13 protein-coding genes and 2 pseudogenes are annotated in these 17,145 nt (G+C 70.2%); 7 read left to right on the top strand and 8 right to left on the bottom strand.

What is annotated here, in order from left to right; genetic code table 11:
- Positions 1-136 precede the first annotated feature (136 nt).
- Positions 137-346, bottom strand: a pseudogene (locus SACHA_RS23730) (nucleoside hydrolase); the annotation flags it as partial.
- 116 nt (positions 347-462) lie between these two features.
- Here SACHA_RS23730 and SACHA_RS0106155 point away from each other — a divergent pair.
- A complete protein-coding gene (locus tag SACHA_RS0106155) occupies positions 463-1,218 on the top strand; it encodes an acyltransferase (protein WP_019808031.1) in 756 nt (251 codons plus the stop codon).
- A gap of 124 nt (positions 1,219-1,342) precedes the next feature.
- Here SACHA_RS0106155 and SACHA_RS23310 read toward each other — a convergent pair whose 3' ends face one another.
- Both SACHA_RS23310 and SACHA_RS0106145 read right to left on the bottom strand, forming a co-directional pair.
- On the bottom strand, positions 1,343-1,807 hold the full coding sequence (locus SACHA_RS23310; RefSeq protein ID WP_019808029.1) for an RICIN domain-containing protein: 465 nt from the start codon (positions 1,805-1,807) through the stop codon (positions 1,343-1,345).
- A gap of 93 nt (positions 1,808-1,900) precedes the next feature.
- Positions 1,901-3,334, bottom strand: a complete 1,434-nt coding sequence (locus SACHA_RS0106145; RefSeq protein WP_028662937.1) for a short-chain fatty acyl-CoA regulator family protein — start codon at positions 3,332-3,334, stop codon at positions 1,901-1,903.
- Positions 3,335-3,548: 214 nt separating this feature from the next.
- Between SACHA_RS0106145 and aceA the strand changes: the two genes are divergently transcribed.
- Positions 3,549-4,838: an isocitrate lyase gene (gene aceA / locus SACHA_RS0106140; protein ID WP_019808024.1), complete on the top strand. Its 1,290-nt coding sequence runs from the start codon at positions 3,549-3,551 to the stop codon at positions 4,836-4,838.
- Between the two features lie 45 nt (positions 4,839-4,883).
- A complete protein-coding gene (gene aceB, locus SACHA_RS0106135) occupies positions 4,884-6,485 on the top strand; it encodes a malate synthase A (RefSeq protein ID WP_019808022.1) in 1,602 nt (533 codons plus the stop codon).
- Between the two features lie 109 nt (positions 6,486-6,594).
- Here the strand turns inward: aceB and SACHA_RS0106130 are convergent, their stop codons facing one another.
- The 3 genes from SACHA_RS0106130 to cutA form a co-directional block, all read right to left on the bottom strand.
- A complete protein-coding gene (locus tag SACHA_RS0106130) occupies positions 6,595-7,545 on the bottom strand; it encodes a hypothetical protein (protein ID WP_019808020.1) in 951 nt (316 codons plus the stop codon).
- A gap of 565 nt (positions 7,546-8,110) precedes the next feature.
- Positions 8,111-8,335: a hypothetical protein gene (locus SACHA_RS0106120; protein WP_019808016.1), complete on the bottom strand. Its 225-nt coding sequence runs from the start codon at positions 8,333-8,335 to the stop codon at positions 8,111-8,113.
- Positions 8,336-9,398: 1,063 nt separating this feature from the next.
- Entirely contained in the window at positions 9,399-9,728 is a 330-nt protein-coding gene (gene cutA / locus SACHA_RS0106110) for a divalent-cation tolerance protein CutA (protein WP_019808013.1), read from the bottom strand.
- Positions 9,729-9,950: 222 nt separating this feature from the next.
- Between cutA and dnaE the strand changes: the two genes are divergently transcribed.
- Positions 9,951-13,532: a DNA polymerase III subunit alpha gene (dnaE, locus tag SACHA_RS0106105; protein WP_019808012.1), complete on the top strand. Its 3,582-nt coding sequence runs from the start codon at positions 9,951-9,953 to the stop codon at positions 13,530-13,532.
- Between the two features lie 49 nt (positions 13,533-13,581).
- On the opposite strand, the gene SACHA_RS0106100 is transcribed toward dnaE, so the two are convergent.
- Complete coding sequence (locus tag SACHA_RS0106100) at positions 13,582-14,205, bottom strand: class I SAM-dependent methyltransferase (protein ID WP_019808011.1); 624 nt, start codon at positions 14,203-14,205, stop codon at positions 13,582-13,584.
- Between the two features lie 49 nt (positions 14,206-14,254).
- Here SACHA_RS0106100 and SACHA_RS20570 point away from each other — a divergent pair.
- Positions 14,255-14,509: pseudogene (locus tag SACHA_RS20570) on the top strand (GrpB family protein); the annotation flags it as partial.
- 54 nt (positions 14,510-14,563) lie between these two features.
- Positions 14,564-14,992: a DUF5313 family protein gene (locus SACHA_RS0106090; protein ID WP_019808008.1), complete on the top strand. Its 429-nt coding sequence runs from the start codon at positions 14,564-14,566 to the stop codon at positions 14,990-14,992.
- 42 nt (positions 14,993-15,034) lie between these two features.
- Here SACHA_RS0106090 and SACHA_RS0106085 read toward each other — a convergent pair whose 3' ends face one another.
- The gene (locus SACHA_RS0106085) at positions 15,035-16,288 is read right to left on the bottom strand and encodes a glycosyltransferase family 4 protein (protein WP_019808006.1); all 1,254 of its coding nucleotides are present in this window, start codon (positions 16,286-16,288) and stop codon (positions 15,035-15,037) included.
- Positions 16,289-16,433: 145 nt separating this feature from the next.
- Between SACHA_RS0106085 and SACHA_RS23720 the strand changes: the two genes are divergently transcribed.
- Positions 16,434-17,145 (top strand): sugar-binding domain-containing protein (locus SACHA_RS23720; protein WP_332253555.1); only part of this gene is annotated, 712 nt, incomplete at its 3' end.

Below are 17,145 nucleotides of genomic sequence, written 5' to 3'. Positions count from 1 at the left end.
GACATTCTCGCCTTCGAGCACCAGTGGTGGCGGTACGCGGGCGCCAAGGAACAGGCGATCCGGGACCGGTTCGGCGGTCTCGCCGACACGGTACTACCAGATCCTGAACAAGCTCATCGACAAGCAGGAAGCCATGCGGCCGTGCGGCGCCCCGGCCCACCGGCACGTCCTCACGGTCGCACAGCGCCAGTACCCGGCGGGCGTTGGCGGTGGTCAGCTCCACATCGACGTTGCCGAAGACGGTCGTGACCCCGAGCAGGTCGACGTCCGCGCTCCGGGCCGCGAGCGCGAGCGCGAACGCGTCGTCCACGCCCGGGTCGGTGTCGATGATCAGTTTCGTGTTCATCCGTGTCCGCACTCCCGTCCCGGTTCGCCGTCGGCCCCCGTGCTGTCGGCCCCCGTGCTGTCGGTCTCAGTACTGTCGGCCTCCGCGCCTGTCGGCGTCCACGGTACGGTCCCGCCATGACGTCGATCTGGGGTTCTCCCGTGCTCGCCCGGTTCCGGGCGTGGTCCCGGGCGCGGCGTGATCCCCGGCAGGCGCGGTTTCTCACCGCCGACTCGCTGCGCTGGGTCCTGCGCCACCGGGCGTTCACCCCCTGGTATCTGGTCCGCTACTGGCGGCTGTTGAAGTTCCGGCTGACCCACCCGCACATCCTCGTGCGGGGTATGATCTTCCTCGGCCGCGACGTCGAGATCGACTGTCGGCCCGGCTACGGGCGGATGGAGATCGGACGCTGGGTGCACGTCGGTGACGGCAACGCGATCCGGTGTCACGAGGGGTCCCTGCGCATCGGGGACAAGGTCGTCCTCGGCCGGAACAACGTGCTCAACGGCTACCTCGACATCGAGATCGGCGCGGCGACGCTGCTGTCCGACTGGATCTACATCTGCGACTTCGACCATGTCACCACCGACATCCACCGCCCGATCAAGGACCAGGGCATCGTGAAGGCGCCGGTGCGCATCGGGCCGGACGGCTGGATCGGCACGAAGGTGTCCGTGCTGCGCGGCACCCGGGTCGGGCGCGGGTGCGTCCTCGGAGCGCACTCGGTGGTGCGCGGCGACGTTCCGGACTTCGCGGTCGCCGTCGGTTCCCCCGCGCGGGTCGTGCGGGACCGCGCGGCCGACTACGAGGCCGATGCCGAACGCCGCAGGGCGGTCGCGGACATGGCCCGCAAGGCCGACGAGGCGCTGCGCAAGACCCTCGGCGAGGAGTAGCCCGGAGCCCCGGGCGGGGGGTGTGCGGCACCGGGGCGGGCACCACCGCGTGGTTCCCGCCGTCGGAGGGACGGGGGAACCACCCGGCTGGCTGGTCCGCCTCGATGCCGGCGCACGACCGGTGTCACATCCAGACCCATTCCTGGTGCGAGGAGCTGTTGCACGGGAACGTGCGCAGCCCGCCCACGCCGACGTGCGCGTCCTCAAGGCAATCCCCGGTGGCCACGTTGCGCAACTTACTGTCCCCGTCGCCGAAGGTGGTGACCTCCCACTGCTGGTACGTCATGCCGTTGCACGCGAACTGCCGCAGTCCGTACGCACTGTCGTCGAGGCACAATCCCGACTGGAGCCCGCGCAGGGTCAGGATCGAATTCCCCGACGTGGCCCACATGTGCGAGGCGATGGGGGCGCAGTCGATCGTGCGCAGCACGCCGTCGTCGCCGTTGACCATGCACTCGCCGGTCCCGACGTTGCGCCAGGAGAGCTCGTCCGCTGCCGAGGCCTGCGGTGCGGTGGCGAGCGAACCGGCGAGCGCGGTCGCGGCGAGGGCCGCGCCCGTGACGGTGGCGAGACGGGTGGTGATACTCATGAATCCCCCTGTGTGTCCGGTACGTTGTGCGGTGAATTGATCACCAGCGGGGATTGTGTCAGGTTGCCAGTTCACCGTCACCGGTTGTGTCGATCACATCTCCTCCGGCGTCGGCACTGCGGGATAGGGAACGAACGTGCTGGTGTTCTCGTCCACGGTGAGCTGCTTGCCGATCGTGGGGAACGCCCGCTGCGGACACGCCTGGCGTTCGCAGACCTTGCACCCCATGCCGATCGGCGTGGCGGCCGTGGCGTCGTCCAGGGCCAGCCCCGCCGAGTACACCAGCCGGTGGGCGTGCCGTAGCTCGCATCCCAGGCCGACCGAGAAGATCTTGCCGGGACTGCCGTAGCCGCCGATGTTGCGCGAGATCGTGCGGGCGACCCAGAAGTAGCTCTTGCCGTCGGGCAGGGTCGCCACCTGGCTGAAGATCTTGCCCGGCGAGGTGAACGCCTCGTAGATGACCCACAGCGGGCAGGCCCCGCCGACCCGGGAGAAGTGGAACCCGGCCGCGGACTGGCGCTTGGACATGTTGCCCGCGCGGTCCACCCGCACGAAGGAGAACGGGATGCCGCGCAGCTTCGGCCGTTGCAGCGTGGACAGCCGGTGACACACCGTCTCGAACCCCACGCCGAAGTGGTCGCAGAGCAGCTCGATGTCGTAGCGGAACCGCTCGGCGGCGCCGTGGAACAGGCGGTAGGGCAGGATCAGCGCGCCCGCGAAGTAGTTCGCCAGCCCCACCCGGGCCAGCGACCGGGCGGCGGGGCCGGAGAACGCCCACGAGTCGGCGATCTCGGTGATCAGGTCGTCGTACTCCAGCAGCGCGATCTGCGAGGCCATCCGGAACGCCTGCTGACCGATGCGCAGGCTGGGCGCCATGCGCAGCACCCGGCCCCGCGGTTCGTAGCGGTGCTGCTCGCCCTCGGCCTCGTTGAGCCCTTCGCTGGTCACGGTGACGTCGTAGTGCCCGATGAGCCGGTCGCGCAGGCCGTTGCGGATCTCGTCGCGGCGCAGGCCCAGGTCGTGGTACATCCGCTCGGCGCGCTCGTCGAGCTCGGCGACGTAGTTCTCCCGCTCGTAGAAGAAGTCCCGCACCTCCTCGTGCGGCAACGGGGCCGCCGCGCTGCCGTGCGACCCCCGGCCGTCCTCGGTGACCAGCGCGGCCGTGCTCTCGACCGCGTTGCGGTAGCTGCGGTGCAGCTTGACCAGCGCCTCGGCCACCGACGGGAGGTTCTTGGCCAGGTCGTTGATCTCACCTCGGGAGACGTCCGCCCCGATCGACTCGTCCAGCAGGGCCTCCCGCACGTCCGCGACGATCCGGGAGGTGTCGTTGTCGGCGAAGAACTCGGCGTCCACCCCGAACGTCTCGGTGATCCGCAGCAGCACGGGCACCGTGAGCGGACGGCTGTTGTGCTCGATCTGGTTGAGGTAGCTGGGCGAGATGTCCAGCAGCCGGGCGAGGTCGGCCTGGCTCATCGAGCGGCTCTCGCGCAGATGACGTAGGCGCGCTCCGGCGAAAGTCTTGTCCACGAGGGGGGTCCCTTCCGGAGGGTTTCCTGTTCGGTACCGATCCAGCCGCGTCGATCGATCGGCGTTGCGAAGGCTTCCTTCGCAACTTCACAAGATCATAGGCAAAATTTGCACAACTTGGCAAGTTGGAGCTCTGGTTTGGTTTTTGCAGGGCATGTCATCGTCTGTCTTAACAGGCGAGGAATCGCAAAGTTCGCAAAGTTGGAGAGACGCGATGACTGAGTCCACGGGGAAGAGCTTCGAGCAGGAAGCGGCCAAGCTGGCGAAGGAGTGGGAGACCAACCCGCGCTGGGCGGACGTGAAGCGCTCCTACTCCGCGGAGGACGTCGTGAAGCTGCGCGGCAGCGTGGTCGAGGAGAACACCCTCGCGCGGCGTGGTGCGGAGAAGCTGTGGGACCTCCTGCACAGCGAGGACTACATCCACGCGCTCGGTGCGCTGACCGGTAACCAGGCCGTGCAGCAGGTGCGCGCCGGCCTGAAGGCCATCTACCTGTCCGGCTGGCAGGTCGCCGCCGACGCCAACCTTGCGGGCCAGACCTACCCGGACCAGAGCCTCTACCCGGCCAACTCGGTCCCCGCGGTCGTCCGCCGGATCAACAACGCGCTCGGCCGTGCCGACCAGATCAACTGGGCTGAGGGCAACACCGACATCGACTGGTACGCCCCGATCGTGGCCGACGCCGAGGCCGGCTTCGGCGGTCCGCTGAACGCCTTCGAGCTGATGAAGGGCATGATCTCCGCCGGTGCCGCCGGTGTGCACTGGGAGGACCAGCTGGCCTCCGAGAAGAAGTGCGGTCATCTCGGTGGCAAGGTGCTCGTGCCGACCAAGCAGCACGAGCGCACGCTGAACGCCGCCCGCCTGGCCGCGGACGTGTCCGACGTGCCCTCCATCGTCGTCGCCCGCACCGACGCGCAGGCCGCCACGCTGATGACCAGCGACGCCGACGAGCGGGACCACAAGTTCCTCACCGGCAACCGCACCTCCGAGGGCTTCTACGAGGTGCGCAACGGCATCGAGCCCTGCATCGACCGTGGTCTGGCCTACGCCGAGTACGCCGACCTGCTGTGGATGGAGACCTCCGAGCCGGACCTGGAGGTGGCCCGCAAGTACGCCGAGGCCATCAAGGACAAGTACCCGAACCAGATGCTGGCCTACAACTGCTCGCCGTCGTTCAACTGGAAGAAGCACCTGGACGACGCGACGATCGCGAAGTTCCAGCGTGAGCTGGCCGCCATGGGCTACAAGTTCCAGTTCATCACGCTGGCCGGCTTCCACGCCCTGAACTACTCCATGTTCGACCTGGCGAAGAACTACGACGCCAACGACATGACCGCCTACGTCGACCTCCAGCAGCGCGAGTTCGCCGCCGAGGAGCAGGGCTACACCGCCACCAAGCACCAGCGCGAGGCGGGCACCGGCTGGTTCGACCTGGTCAGCACGGCGCTGAACCCGGAAAGCTCCACGACCGCCCTGAAGGGCTCGACCGAAGAGGCGCAGTTCTAAGCGGCCGCCCAGGCCGCAGCGCCACAACTGCTCGAAGGGGACGAGATGGCTGACACGCTCAACTGCCGGCTCCAGGTGACCGGCACCTCGCAGGAGCGATTCGACGAGATCCTCACCCCGGCGGCGCTGGAGTTCGTCGCGAAGCTCGACAACGCCTTCGCGGGTCGGCGCAGGGAACTGCTCGACGCGCGCAGGCTCCGCAGGGACCGCATCGCCTCCGGGGAGGAGACACTCGGTTTCCTCCCGGAGACGGCCGGGATCCGCGCGGACGAGACGTGGCAGGTGGCCCCGCCCGCACCCGGTCTCACCGACCGGCGGGTGGAGATCACCGGCCCGACCGACCGCAGGACCACGGTCAACGCGCTGAACTCCGGAGCCGGGGTGTGGCTCGCCGATTTCGAGGACGCCACGTCACCGAACTGGGACAATGTCGTGGGCGGTCAGCGCAGTCTCTACGACGCGATCCGGCGCGACGTCGACTTCACCGACAAGGGCAAGCACTACGTCATCGGGGACGATCCGGCGACGATCGTCGCCCGGCCGCGGGGCTGGCACCTGGTGGAGAAGCACGTGCGGATCGACGGGCGTCCCGTGTCGGCCGGTCTCGTCGACTTCGGGCTGTACTTCTTCCACAACGCGCGTCAGCTGCTGGCGCGGGGGAGTGGGCCGTACTTCTACCTGCCGAAGCTGGAGAGCCACCACGAGGCGCGGCTGTGGAACGACGTGTTCCGCTTCGCGCAGGCCGAACTCGGCATCCCGCAGGGGAGCATCCGGGCGACCGTGCTGATCGAGACGATCACGGCGGCGTTCGAGATGGACGAGATCCTCTACGAGCTGCGCGAGCACGCGGCCGGCCTGAACGCGGGCCGGTGGGACTACATCTTCAGCCTGATCAAGACCTTCGCCACCGGCGGCGCGGACTACGTGCTGCCGGACCGGGCGGAGGTGACGATGACGGTGCCGTTCATGCGGGCCTACACCGAACTGCTGGTGCGTACCTGCCACAAGCGCGGGGCGCACGCGATCGGCGGGATGGCGGCGTTCATTCCCAGCAGGGACCCGGAGGTCAACGCGACGGCGACGGAGAAGGTGCGGCAGGACAAGGAGCGTGAGGCCGCCGACGGCTTCGACGGTTCCTGGGTGGCGCACCCCGGTCTCGTCCCGGTGTGCCGGGAGGTGTTCGACGGCGTCCTGGGCGAGCGGCCGAACCAGCTCGACCGGCTGCGGCCGGACGTCGCGGTCACCGCCGAGGACCTGCTCAACGTGGCGAGCGCCGGGGGCGAGGTCACCGAGCAGGGTGTGCGGTCGAACATCAACGTGGCGTTGCGCTACCTGGATGCCTGGCTGCGTGGCACCGGTGCCGCGGCGATCTTCAACCTCATGGAGGACGCCGCCACGGCGGAGATCGCCCGGTGCCAGGTGTGGCAGTGGCTGCGCAACGGCACCAAGCTCGACGACGGCACACCAGTCACCCAGCCCCTGGTGCGGGAGTGGCTGGAGGAGGAGCTCACCGGGATCCACGCCGATCTCGGTGCGGGCAACCGGCTGGCCGACGCCCGGGAGATCTTCGTCGAGACCGCACTCGGGGAGAAGCTGCCCAGCTTCTTCACGACCGGCGCCTACGCCCGCTATCTGATGGACTCCTGAGCCGAGTCCGTCCCGGACCCGCGCGTGGTGCGTGGTAGCCGTGGAGGGCCCTTCCCCCGCATCCGGCGTGGGGGAGGGGCCCTTCACGTATGCGGGTACCGCCCGCCCGTCACCGTCGCGCGGGCGGAGTCAGTGCCGAGGTGCCCCGGTAGCCGACTGGGAGGTCCGCCCTGCCGACGGTGAGCAGCACCGGGCCCGCGAGGCCCGCCCGGACGGTGGCGTCGGCGAGAAAGCCGGCGAGCCAGCCCATCGCGTCCAGGGACCACTCGGCGAGGGTGCCGTGGAAGGTGACGCGGTGGCGGGGCGGGCCGCTCCCGAGGTGGTCGTCGAACGGCGATCGCTCGGTCATGGCCGGGTGGTCGGTCGTCGAATGGGACCGGCACGCGAAGAGGGTCTGCTCCTCACGGCGGAGCGAGCGCAGTAGTTCGGGTGCGAGGTCCGGCACGGACGGCCGCGTGCCGCTGTCCACCGTGACGCGCACCCCGGTGCGTGCTCCCGGGTCGCACTCGGAGAACCACCCGATGCTCTCCAGCGCGGGCAGCACGGCGCGGCGTGGAGTCGGGCGCAGCTGCTGCACGGGCAGCAGCAGCTGCACGGCACGGAGCGTGAGGGTGCCGAACCGGGCGAGCACGTCGTCGGCGCAGCACAGGAAGGGCTGTACGGGCAGCGGCCGGTCGGCCGGGACCGGGCCGATGCCCACCTGGAACCAGGCCGCCAACGGTGAGTCCGGTTCCCGGCCCGGGAGTTCCGGGCCGGCCTCGTGCATGCTCCACGAGCTCTCCGGGGCGGCCCCTCCCGTGCCGGTTCCCGTCGCGCGGTCCGGGACCGGGTCCGTCCCGCCCACGCGCACCGTGCTGAGGTCGGACAGCCACCCCATTGCCCGGGACCGCTTCTCGAACAGGCTGTGCGGGTCCTCGGACGCGGCGGCGGGGTCGCGCCACGGGTGCGGCGACAGGTCCCCGTACAGCGCGGCGATCAGGAGCCCTTCGGGGCCACCGCCGCCCGGCACCGAGCCGGGCCGGGCCGTCTCGCTGCTGTCCCGGGGAGCCTCGCCGCTCATCCTTCCCTCCTAATCAATAAACCCTGCGGGGGATTCCCCGCATCACATCGACAGCTCCAGGGTCAACTGCTCGAACGGGCGGAGAACCGTGGGGGGATTAAGGCGTTGGTCATCGCGTCAGCTCCATACGACCAGCATCGGCGCAGGAAGTAATACTTCAAGCACTCGTGTGCCGCCGCCCACCCAGTTAGGAGTCGTCCCCGCGGCCGACGGTGTCGACGGCGCACCAGTGCGCCCGCGAGGTGTCGGCCAGACGGGCCGCCACGCAGTCGGGACAGAACCTGCCTTCCACGAGCCCGGGGGAAAGGTCGGGCCGTGGCACGGGCTCGTTCCCGCAGAGAGCGCACCATCGGAACCGACCGCCCGCCACCACGATGATCAGTGAAGGGGTCACCTCTCGTCTCCTCGATCGAGGGCACGCAGCCCCGCCAGTACGCGCCGCAGCAGGTCGAGCCACGGGTCGTCGCTCAGGCGCGGCGCGGTGGCCCGGGGTGACAGAACCGGGTCGACCTCGGGCCACCGCGGCGGCCGCGGGTCGACACGCGGTAACAGATCCGTGGGCGCATCACTCATCGGCCGTGCGGGATGACGTATCGGTGGCCCCGGTGAGCTCGTCGGCGCGGGCCCGCATGTCGTCCGCCACCTGACGCAGCGCGTCGGCGAGTTCGCGGAGACGTGGCCCGGGGAGCTGTCCGTCGTCCTGGTGCGCCATCAGGTCGGACACCACCCCTCCCAGCGTCCGATTCACGGTCGCGAGGCGAGCCAGCAGAGCACGATCCCGGGTGATCATCGGAGCCTTCCTTCGGGCGAGGACGGAAGGTGCTCTCTCGGAGGTGCGACACACCTGATCTCAGCGGGTGAGCATCCTGTGACATGCAGCATCATGGGTGTTGAGGTTGGCAGGACGGAGGAGGTCCGGGAGGTGCCCCGCGAGGTGACCGTTTCGCCGCGGGGTGGCCGGAAGGGGTGTCCAGAGAGGGCGAGTGGTGGACGACCAGACCATCGGGCGAACGCTGCGTGTGCTTCGGATCCGTGCCGGCAGGTCACAGGCCGAGCAGGCAGACCTGCTCTCGCGGAGAGCGGGCCGCGCTGTGACCCGCAACGAGATCTCCCGGTGGGAGCGAACGTCGCATACTGACGCCGTGGTGGCAGAAGCACTACGCGGCTACGTTCGACGTCCCCGTTGAGGTTCTGCGCGGGGCGGTGGCCGTCACGAGAGCGCGTCGGAGACGGGAACGGGGGGAGCTCGAACAGGTGCGCAGAAGACAGTTCATGGGAGTACTGGCCGGAGCTGTGACCGCGGTCTCCGTGCCCTCACCGGAACCTTTGTCGGGTCGTCTCGGAGTGCGTGACGCCGAACGGCTGTACCGGCATACCGCGCCCGGAGACTGGTCTGGTAGTGCTCCCGGGCGCGTGCATGCTCACCAGCGTCGAAAGCCGCCCATCCGGCCATCTGGTGTTGCTCACCGAGCAGAGACCGGAGCCTGTTCCGCACCTCAGCATTGCATGTGGCCTCGCGGAGGAGGCGTTCGGTCACTCCGACCTGCGAGGCATAGGTCGCGTAGGTGTCTCCGCCTCCGAGAACATCGTCGAGACGTCGGAGCCGAGCGGGGCCTCGGTGGGGTCGAGGACATCCACGCACGCGACAAGGCTCTCTACCTCACCTGGCTGGCGAGTTCGTATGCGCAAGCGCGGGAGTTCGAGCAGGCCGCGGCGACCCTCGACGTGGCGCACGGTCTCGCCGAGGGTGTTGTTTCGGCACGTCCGGTCGAACGGTTCGAGAAGGTTGCCCGTCGACTGGCACACCACCGGAGTCTGCCGCAGGTCGGGGACGTCCTGGGCCGGATCGGTGTCTAGCCGTCGGTCGGTGCCGTGGCGGTCTCCATCCAACGGAGATAGTGGGCCGCCCCCTCGGTGAGCTTCACCGCTGTCACCTCGGGTTTCTCCCACGGGTGTCGGGCGATGAGATGCGCTTCGAGTTCGGCATACCGGTCGCTGGTGGTCTTCAGCGTCACGAGCCACTCCTCCCCCTCGCCCGCCTCGCCGAGGTGCCAGAAGTAGGACAGCACCGGACCGTGGACCTGGGCGGTGGCTGCGAGCTTCTCCCGGACCGCGGAAGCCGCGAGCGCGGCCGCGGAATCACGGTCGGGCGTGGTGGTGGTTACCGACAGTGGATCAGCCATCGGTTCAGCGTAGGAGTCGGGAGGTCGGTCCCGCTACGGTGACCGTCGGCGAACCGGTTCGTCTCGCCCCCGGGACACCGCAGCCGATGTCGGTGGATGTCGCCGGGGCGGCGAACGCCCGGACGGGTGGTCGGACACGCCGGGACCGCTTAGGAGTGAACCACGGGGGCTCCGCTAGCGTCGGCACACACCATCCCGCGTTGCCCGAGAAGGAGATCCAGCGTGCCGGAGCAGTTCGCTCACCTGCATGTGCACACCGAGTACTCGATGCTCGACGGCGCGGCGAAGCTCGCCCCGCTGTTCGCCGAGGCCGAGCGGCTCGGACAGCCCGCGGTGGCGATGACCGACCACGGCAACATGTTCGGCGCACACGACTTCTACGAGCAGGCGCGGAAGACCAGCGTCAAGCCGATCATCGGGATCGAGGCGTACGTGGCCCCGGCCTCGCGGTACCACAAGAAGCCGGTCTTCTGGGGCAAGTCCCGCACCGGTGAGGACAGCGACGCGACCGAGAGCGGCGGGGATGTCTCCGGTGGCGGTTCCTACACCCACCTGACGATGTGGGCCCGCAACGCCACCGGCCTGCGCAACCTGTTCCGGTTGTCCTCGCTGGCCTCCTTCGAGGGGTACTACCGCAAACCGCGGATGGACCGGGAGCTGATCGCCGAGCACGCCGAGGGGATCATCGCCTCGACCGGCTGCCCGTCCGGGGAGGTGCAGACGCGGTTGCGGCTCGGCCAGTACCGGGAGGCGGTGCAGGCCGCGGCCGACTACCGGGACATCTTCGGTGCCGAGAACTTCTTCCTGGAGCTGATGGACCACGGGCTGTCCATCGAGCGCTCGATCCGGGAGGACCTGCTGCGGCTGCGCAAGGAGCTGGACCTGACGCCGGTGGCGACCAACGACAGCCACTACGTCACCGCGGACCAGGCGGAATCCCACGGCGCGTTGCTGTGCGTGCAGACCGGCAGGACGCTGACCGACCCGAAACGGTTCAAGTTCGACAGCGACGACTTCTACCTCAAGTCGGCCGAGGAGATGCGCGACTACTGGGAGAAGGAGGTCCCCGGGGCGTGCGACACGACCCTGGAGATCGCCGAGCGGGTCGAGTCGTACGAGGAGGTCTTCGACGAGCGCGACCGGATGCCGCGGGTGTCCCTCGCCCCCGGGCAGACCGAGGAGGACAAGCTCAGGGCCGAGGTGGAGGAGCTGATCCCGCACCGGTTCCCGGAGGGGCTCACCGACGAGTACCGGCAGCGGGTGGAGTGGGAGCTCAGCGTCATCTGCGAGAAGGGCTACGCCTCCTACTTCCTGGTCGTCGGCGATCTGGTGCGCTGGGCGAAGTCGCAGGGGATCCGGGTCGGTCCGGGGCGTGGCAGTGCCACGGGGGCGCTGGTGTCGTACATCCTTCAGATCATCAACCTGGACCCGATCGAGCACTCGCTGATCTTCGAGCGGTTCCTGAACCCCGAACGGGACTCCCCGCCGGACATCGACCTCGACTTCGACGACCGTCGCCGGGACGAGGTGATGGCCTACACGCGCGACAAGTACGGCCAGGAGAACGTCGCCCAGGTCCTCACCTTCGGCACGATCAAGACGAAGGCCGCGCTCAAGGACGCCGCCCGTGCGCACTACGGACAGCCGGGATTCGCCATGGCCGAGCGGATGACGAAGGCGCTCCCGCCGCCGGTCGCCGCCGAGGACATCCCGCTCGCGGGCATCGTCGACCCCGAACACGAGCGGTACCAGGAAGCCGCCGAGATCCGGTCCCTGGTCGAGACCGATCAGGACGTGGCGACGATCTTCAAGACGGCCCGCGGGCTGGAGGGGCTGATCCGCAACGCGGGGGTGCACGCGTGTGCCTACATTCTGAGTTCGGAGCCCCTGCTCGACGTCCTGCCGCTGTGGATGCGGGACGACGGAGCGATCATCACCGGCTGGGACTACCCTGCCTGTGAGGAGATCGGGCTGCTGAAGATGGACTTCCTCGGGTTGTCCACGCTGACGATCATCGAGGACGCGATCCGGTCCGTGCGGGAGAACTACGGGACCGACATCGATCTGGACACGCTCGGGCTGGAGGACGAGCAGACGTATCGCCTGTTGGCGAAGGGGGACACGCTCGGCGTGTTCCAGCTCGACGGTGCGGGGATGCGGACCCTGCTGCGGGCGATGGGGCCGACGCACTTCGGCGACGTCTCCGCCGCGCTCGCGCTCTACCGGCCGGGGCCGATGGCGGCGAACGCGCACATGGCCTACGCGGAGCGTTCGAACGGCCGGGCGCCGATCAAGCCGATCCACCCGGAGCTGAAGGACGCGCTGGACCCGATCCTGGGCGAGTCGTACCACCTGCTGGTGTATCAGGAGCAGGTGATGGCGATCGCCCAGCAGCTCGCCGGTTACACCCTCGGCGAGGCCGACCTGTTGCGCAAGGCGATGGGCAAGAAGAAGCCCGAGGTGATCGCGAAGGAATCCGCGAAGTTCCTCGCCGGGATGCAGGAGAACGGGTTCAGCGAGGAGGCCGCGCAGACGCTGTGGGACGTCATGGGGCCGTTCGCCGGCTACGCCTTCAACAAGTCGCACACCGCCGGGTACGCGATGGTCTCCTACTGGACCGCGTACCTGAAGGCGCATTACCCGGCCGAGTTCATGGCCGCGCAGCTGACCGCGAACTCGGGGAACAAGGACAAGAGCGCGGTCTACCTGTCCGAGTGCCGTCGCATGGGGGTGAAGGTCCTTCCGCCGGACGTCAACGAGTCGGGCGTGCAGTTCGCCGCCGTGGGCGGGAACATCCGGTTCGGGCTGGGCGCCGTCCGCAACGTCGGCGCCGGGGTCGCGCGCGCGATCATCGAGACCCGGCGGGAGAAGGGCGGGTACCGGTCGTTCGCGGACTTCCTGGAGAAGGTCCCCGCGACGGTGTGCCAGAAGCGGGTGATCGAGTCGCTGATCAAGGCGGGGGCGTTCGACAGCTTCGGCCTCACCCGGCTGTCGCTGCTGCGCGTGCACGAGGAGGCCGTGGAGGCGGTCGCGGGCCTGAAGAAGCAGGAGGCCCTGGGGCAGTTCGACCTGTTCGGCGGCACGGACACCGGTGAGGAGGATGCCGCGGGCACCTCCCCGCTGGCGCACCTCACGTTCGGGCCGGAGGAGTGGCCGCGCAAGGAGCTGCTCGCCTACGAACGCGACATGCTCGGCCTGTACGTCTCCGCGCATCCGCTGGACGGCGCGGAGGGCATCCTGCGCAAGCACGCCCCGAAGCCGATCGCGACCCTCAAACACGAGGCACCGGCGGAGGGCGAGATCACCGTCGCCGGGATCATCAGCGGCATCGACCGGAAGGTGTCCAAGAAGGGCGAGCCGTGGGCCATCGTCACCGTCGAGGACCTGGACGCCTCCATCGAGGTGCTGTTCTTCGCCAAGGCGTACTCCGTCATGGGGGAGGAGCTGGTCACCGACAGCGCGGTCGCCGTCAAGGGCCGGGTGAACTGGCGGGACGACACGATGAGCGTGTTCGCGTCGACGATGGTCACCCTGGACATCTCCGACGCCGAGCACAACCCCGTCAGCGGGGACCTGCCGTTCGTGCTGCGCGCGGACGCGGGCAGGCTCGACCGGGACGGGGTGCTGGAACTGCGGTCGGCACTGTCGGCGCACCGGGGCGACACCCCGGTGCAGGTGCTCGTCTGCGGTGGGGAGGAGTTCCGGATGGAGATCCCGGACTACCCGGTCGACGTGTCGAGCACGCTGCTCGGGGAGTTGAAGGGCATCCGCGGGATCATGGTGGAACACACCGGCGCGCTGTGAGCCCCGGTCCCCGGGGCCAGGGACGTCCCGTGGCCCCGGGGACCGGGACTCAGCCCGCTGCGGGGCCGTGAATGCGCGGGCGCCGGCACACGTAGACCAGGGCGGGCGGCACGTTGCGCCACACCGTGCGGGTGGTGACGACCTCGTCGAAGTGTTCGTCCAGCAACCGCCGGAACCGCCGGGCCCCGGCGAGGTGCGCGGCGTGCCGGTAGGCGAAGGTGCTGAATCCGCCTTCGGGTGCGAGCGCGCGGGCGACCTCGCCGAGCATCCGCTGTTGCGTCTCCCCGGCGAACAGCGACCACGGCAACCCGCTCACCACGGCGTCGGCACTCCCGACCCCCTCCTCGTCCAGCAGCGCACGCAGGCGCGCCGCGTCGCCGCACACCACGGTGAGATCCGGGTGTGCCGCACGCAGGTGCTCGGCCAGCGTGGGATCGATCTCCACCGCGAGGTGCCTGCCACCGGTCGGGAGCCGGTCGCCCACCACCCGGCTCACCGCGCCGCTGCCCGCGCCCAGCTCCACCACGGTGGGGCGTCCCGACCGGGGCACGACGACGGACAGCTGTTCGGCCAGCCTCGCCGAACTCGGACTCACCGCGCCGACGAGCCCCGGCTTGCGCAGCGCGGCGTTGACGAAGACGGACAGATCGCGGGACCGGGTCGGTGTCGGCATACGCAGAATGTGTCAGAGCCGGTGATCGCGGTGTGCGCCGGGGCGGAGGTTCTTGGTCCTGCCGGACGCCTCCGGGATCCGGAGGGTGGCCCATCTGCACCTGCTCCCCGCAGGACACCCCCGGTGGCGCGACCAGCTCGCCTTTCGGGACGCCCTGCGCCGGGGCGCCGAACTCACCGCCCGGTACGCCGCGCTGAAGCGCCGCCTGGCCACCCGCCACGCCGGGGACCGGGAGTCCTACACGGGGGCCAAGAGCGACTTCGTCGCGGAGGTGCTGGGGCGCGCCGACCGATCCGGGCCGTGAGGCCGCTCTCGGTGGCGCGGACGGAGAACCGGGGGACGGCCTAGGCTGCGCCGTGTGACGGAGGAAGATCGTCCGGCGGAACCGGATCGCGGGCAACACCCGGTGCGGCGGCCCGGCCCGGTGCGCTGGGTGTGGTACGCGGCCGGCGGCCGGTTGCCGGAGCGGTACCGGGAATGGGTGCTGCACGACGTGACCGCGCGGCACTACCTGTGGCGGCACGCGGCCCGCACCGTCGTGCTCCTCGGACCACTGGTGTCGGTGTGGCTGCTGCTGCCCGGCCCGCTGTGGCTGCGCCTGGTGCTGTGCCTGATGGCGGCGTTGGTGGGTGGGTTCTACTCGCTCGCCTACGCCGACGAGAACTGCGAGAACCGGGTGGCCCGGCACGGCTTCGCCCACGGGACGGCCGCGGCCACCCGCAAGGCCGCCCGCGCGGAGCGGGACGCGGCGCTGCACGAGCGTTACCGCGCCCGGTACCGCTCCTGACCGGCCACCCGGCCACCCGGCCACGGGCCCGAATCGACACACCTACGGGTGGAAGGCGTTGCCCGTCGGGATCTTCGGCCTGCCCGGGGTGTGCGGGGCGGCGGGGCGGGTCCTGCGGTAGACGTCGGCGGTCTGTTCGGCGATGCGAACCCAGTCGAAGTCCGTGGCCAGGCGGGACCGCGCCGCGTCCGCGCGGCGGGAGGCGGCCCCGGTGTCGGACAGCACCCGGTCGACCGACCGTGCGAGGGCGTCCACGTCCCCCGGGGTGAAGGCCAGGCCGGTCTCGCCGTCCACGACGAGTTCCCCGAGCCCGCCCGCCGTGGAAGCCACCAGCGGCACCCGCGCGGCGGCGGTCTCCAGTGCCACGATGCCGAACGGTTCGTACCGGCTCGGCAGCACCACCGCGTCCGCCGCCGCGAGCACGGCCCGCAGTTCGTGGTCGGGCAGGTGTCCCACGAAGTCCACGGCCCCGCCGAGGTCCAGTTCGGCGGTGCGGTCCACGAGTTCGCCACGGTGCCTGCCCTCTCCCGCGACCACGAGCCGGGCTCCGGGATGCCGTTGCCGCACCGCGGGCAACGCCGCGAGCAGGTCCTGCACGCCCTTCTCGTACTCCAGCCTGCCGAAGTACAGCAGCAGCGGCGCCGAGGCGGCGGCGTGCCCGGCCCGGACCCGCCGCACCGCCTCGCCCGGGACCTGCCAGCTCCGCTCCTCGATGCCGTTGTGGATCACCGTGATGTCCGCGGTGGTCACGTCGAAGAGGGTGGCGACCTCCCCGCGCATGGCCTCCGAACAGGTGATCAGTGCGTCCACCCGGTTCGCCAGCCACCACTCCACCGAGTGCACCTGTTGGTTCAGCGGGTGGGAGAGCCACCCCGAGTGGCGGCCCGCCTCGGTGGCGTGGATGGTGCCGACGAGAGGCGCGTGCGCCGCCTCGGCCAGCGCGATCGCGGGATGGGTGACCAGCCAGTCGTGGGCGTGCACCACATCGGGCCGCCAGTCCCGCACCAGCGCGGTGCCCGCGCGGATCATCCCGTGTCCCATCGCCAGGGTCCAGGCCACCAGGTCACGCTCGAAGGTGAGGTGCATCGGATCCTCGGCGACCCGGATCACCCGCACGCCGTCCACCCGCTCGTCGGTGGTCGGGTGGGTCCCGGCGTCGGTGCCCGCGACGTGCCGGCACAGCACCACCACCTCGTGCCCGCCCGCGACGAGGTGCCGGGCCAGCGCGTGGACGTGCCGGGCGAGTCCGCCGACCACCACCGGTGGGTACTCCCAGGACAGCATCAGCACGCGCATGCCTGGAGGTTACTCACCGGTCGGCCCGGGGGCGCCGGCCCCGCCCGGCTTCACCGGGGCGGTACCCGATCCTGTGCCAGCATCGGTGGGCGTGAACAGCCGAGCACCGCTGCGGGCCGGGGCGCCCGCACCGCCGCACACGTCGATGACCACGCCGTGGAGTGATCGGGTGGGACCGGACCATGCCCTGCCCGAACACCCCCGCCCCCAGCTGTTCCGCCCACGGTGGCGCACGCTGAACGGTCCGTGGGACTACGTCGGCGTCCCCGCCGGGGGGCGGGAGGAACCGCACCGGGATGAGCGAATCCTCGTCCCTTACCCGCCCGAGTCCGCGCTGTCCGGGATCGGGCGCGCCGACGAGCGGATGTGGTACCGGCGCACCGTCGACGTCCCCGCGGGGTGGCGCCGGGAGCGGGTGCTGCTGCACTTCGGCGCCGTCGACCAGATCGCCACGGTGTGGGTGAACAACCAGTTCCTCGCCCGGCACGAGGGCGGGTACACGGCGTTCTCCGTCGACATCACCGACGTGCTGCGGGACACCGACGAGCAGGAGATCCTCGTCCGTGCCGACGACGAGGGCAACCGGGGCACGTTCCCGGTGGGCAAACAGGCCGACCGGCCCGGGGGCATCCTCTACACCGGGTGTTCGGGCATCTGGCAGACGGTGTGGCTGGAGTGTGTGCCCGCCGTCCACGTCACCGCACTCGACCTGGTGCCGGATCTGCGGGGTGTCGACGTCGTCGTGCACACCGACCCCGGCCCGGAGCCGGAGACGCCGGACGGACCGGACGGCGCCGGCGCCCCGGACGGGCAGGGTGATCCGGGCGCGCAGGGCGGTCCGGACGAGGCGGCTCCGC

It is taken from the genome of Saccharomonospora halophila 8 (genome assembly GCF_000383775.1).
Taxonomy (GTDB): domain Bacteria; phylum Actinomycetota; class Actinomycetes; order Mycobacteriales; family Pseudonocardiaceae; genus Saccharomonospora; species Saccharomonospora halophila.
This window is presented reverse-complemented; position numbering and strand designations above follow the sequence as displayed.

What these genes read in the sequence shown, in the direction of transcription:
- SACHA_RS0106155 (WP_019808031.1), top strand. Translation starts at nt 463, where the DNA reads ATGACGTCGATCTGGGGTTCTCCCGTGCTCGCCCGGTTCCGGGCGTGG.
- SACHA_RS23310 (WP_019808029.1), bottom strand. Translation starts at nt 1,807, where the DNA reads ATGAGTATCACCACCCGTCTCGCCACCGTCACGGGCGCGGCCCTCGCC.
- aceA (WP_019808024.1), top strand. Translation starts at nt 3,549, where the DNA reads ATGACTGAGTCCACGGGGAAGAGCTTCGAGCAGGAAGCGGCCAAGCTG.
- aceB (WP_019808022.1), top strand. Translation starts at nt 4,884, where the DNA reads ATGGCTGACACGCTCAACTGCCGGCTCCAGGTGACCGGCACCTCGCAG.
- SACHA_RS0106130 (WP_019808020.1), bottom strand. Translation starts at nt 7,545, where the DNA reads ATGAGCGGCGAGGCTCCCCGGGACAGCAGCGAGACGGCCCGGCCCGGC.
- SACHA_RS0106120 (WP_019808016.1), bottom strand. Translation starts at nt 8,335, where the DNA reads ATGATCACCCGGGATCGTGCTCTGCTGGCTCGCCTCGCGACCGTGAAT.
- cutA (WP_019808013.1), bottom strand. Translation starts at nt 9,728, where the DNA reads ATGGCTGATCCACTGTCGGTAACCACCACCACGCCCGACCGTGATTCC.
- SACHA_RS0106100 (WP_019808011.1), bottom strand. Translation starts at nt 14,205, where the DNA reads ATGCCGACACCGACCCGGTCCCGCGATCTGTCCGTCTTCGTCAACGCC.
- SACHA_RS0106085 (WP_019808006.1), bottom strand. Translation starts at nt 16,288, where the DNA reads ATGCGCGTGCTGATGCTGTCCTGGGAGTACCCACCGGTGGTGGTCGGC.